The sequence below is a fragment of the Mangrovibacterium sp. genome, assembly GCF_059905295.1.
In genome coordinates this window covers 1-1,595 of the sequence record NZ_JBZQJF010000057.1, presented here as the reverse complement: position 1 = coordinate 1,595, position 1,595 = coordinate 1, and the positions used below count along the sequence as shown (strand labels likewise).

The window sequence follows — 1,595 nt, the reverse complement described above, 5'->3', positions numbered from 1 at the left end:
GGTTGCTGATTCTCCGGGTAATACTATAAACATATCACTATTCAGAATAATTTCAGATAAGCTCTTTTTTATTCAAAATAAAGCTACTACATTTGCCCCCGCTACGTGGAAGGATTTGAGATTGATTGCAACCACAGAAAAAAATGCTAAAGCAATCGTGCTTTATTATCATTTTGCAATCCTTTTATTCCCGCAGTTAAATTTAATGTTGAATTAGAGTTTTTACGGCTCGTCAACCTGAACTTGTTTCAGGTTCTCAGATTCTGAAACAAGTTCAGAATGACGTTATAACCAGAAAAAGCTCTACAAAATTTGAGGGAAATGAACTATTTATTTACAAGTGAATCGGTTTCTGAAGGCCATCCTGACAAGGTTGCCGATCAGATTTCAGATGCCCTGCTGGATCAGTTTCTGGCTTTTGACGCCAATTCGAAAGTGGCCATTGAAACACTGGTAACTACCGGACAGGTAATTGTTGCAGGCGAGGTTAAATCGCAAACTTATGTTGATGTGCAGGAAGTAGCCCGTAAAGTGATCAACGACATTGGCTACACCAAAGCGGCTTACCGTTTCGACGGTGACTCGTGTGGGGTGCTGACTGCCATTCACGAACAAAGTGATGACATCAATCGTGGTGTTGACAAGGAAGACAAAGACGACCAGGGTGCCGGCGACCAGGGAATGATGTTTGGATACGCCTGTAAAGACACCGACAATTATATGCCGTTGTCACTGGAATTGTCGCATGTTATTTTACAGGAACTGGCAGTTATCCGTCGTGAACAGGAAGTGATGACTTACCTGCGCCCGGACTCAAAATCGCAGGTTACCATCGAATACAACGAGGAAAATGAGCCCGTTAAAGTTCATACCATCGTAGTTTCAACCCAACACGATGAGTTTGATGCCGACGAGCCAATGCTTGCGAAAATTAAGGAAGATGTCATCAACATCTTAATTCCTCGCGTTAAGGCAAAATTACCGAAACGTGTTCAGGTGCTGTTTGGCGACGACATTATTTACCATGTTAATCCAACGGGTAAATTTGTTATTGGTGGTCCTCACGGCGATACCGGACTGACCGGAAGAAAAATCATTGTTGATACCTACGGTGGTCGTGGTGCTCATGGTGGTGGTGCTTTCTCCGGAAAAGATCCATCGAAGGTAGACCGCTCGGCAGCTTATGCTTCACGTCATATTGCCAAAAACCTGGTTGCAGCAGGTGTTGCTGACGAAGCGCTTGTTCAATTGGCGTATGCCATCGGTGTTGCCCAGCCTGTTGGTGTTTTTGTAAATACCTATGGCCGCTCGAATGTAGCTTTGTCGGATGCTGAAATTGCCGAAAAAGTAAAAAGCATTTTCGACCTGCGTCCATCTGCCATTGAAAAACGCCTGTCGCTTCGTAATCCGATTTATCTTGAGTCGGCTGCTTATGGTCACATGGGCAGAACACCAAGAACAGTTGTGAAAACTTTTGAATCGCAATATTGGGGAAAAGTTGAGACCGAAGTTGAGTTATTTACGTGGGAAAAACTTAATTTTGTCGACCAGATTAAAGAAACTTTCGGACTATAGTTCCGAGGGTAAGTATTAAT

Annotated in this window: 2 protein-coding genes; both read left to right on the top strand. The window is 43.4% G+C overall.

Annotated elements, in window-relative coordinates:
• Positions 1–217 (top strand): hypothetical protein (locus AC37HE_RS03305; RefSeq protein ID WP_500781359.1); only part of this gene is annotated, 217 nt, incomplete at its 5' end.
• A 104-nt stretch (positions 218–321) separates the two neighbouring features.
• Complete coding sequence (gene metK / locus AC37HE_RS03300; RefSeq protein ID WP_500781358.1) at positions 322–1,575, top strand: methionine adenosyltransferase; 1,254 nt, start codon at positions 322–324, stop codon at positions 1,573–1,575.
• Positions 1,576–1,595 lie beyond the last annotated feature (20 nt).

Bases quoted from the DNA above. Each gene is read 5' to 3' on its own strand.
- metK (WP_500781358.1), top strand. From the start codon at position 322: ATGAACTATTTATTTACAAGTGAATCGGTTTCTGAAGGCCATCCTGAC.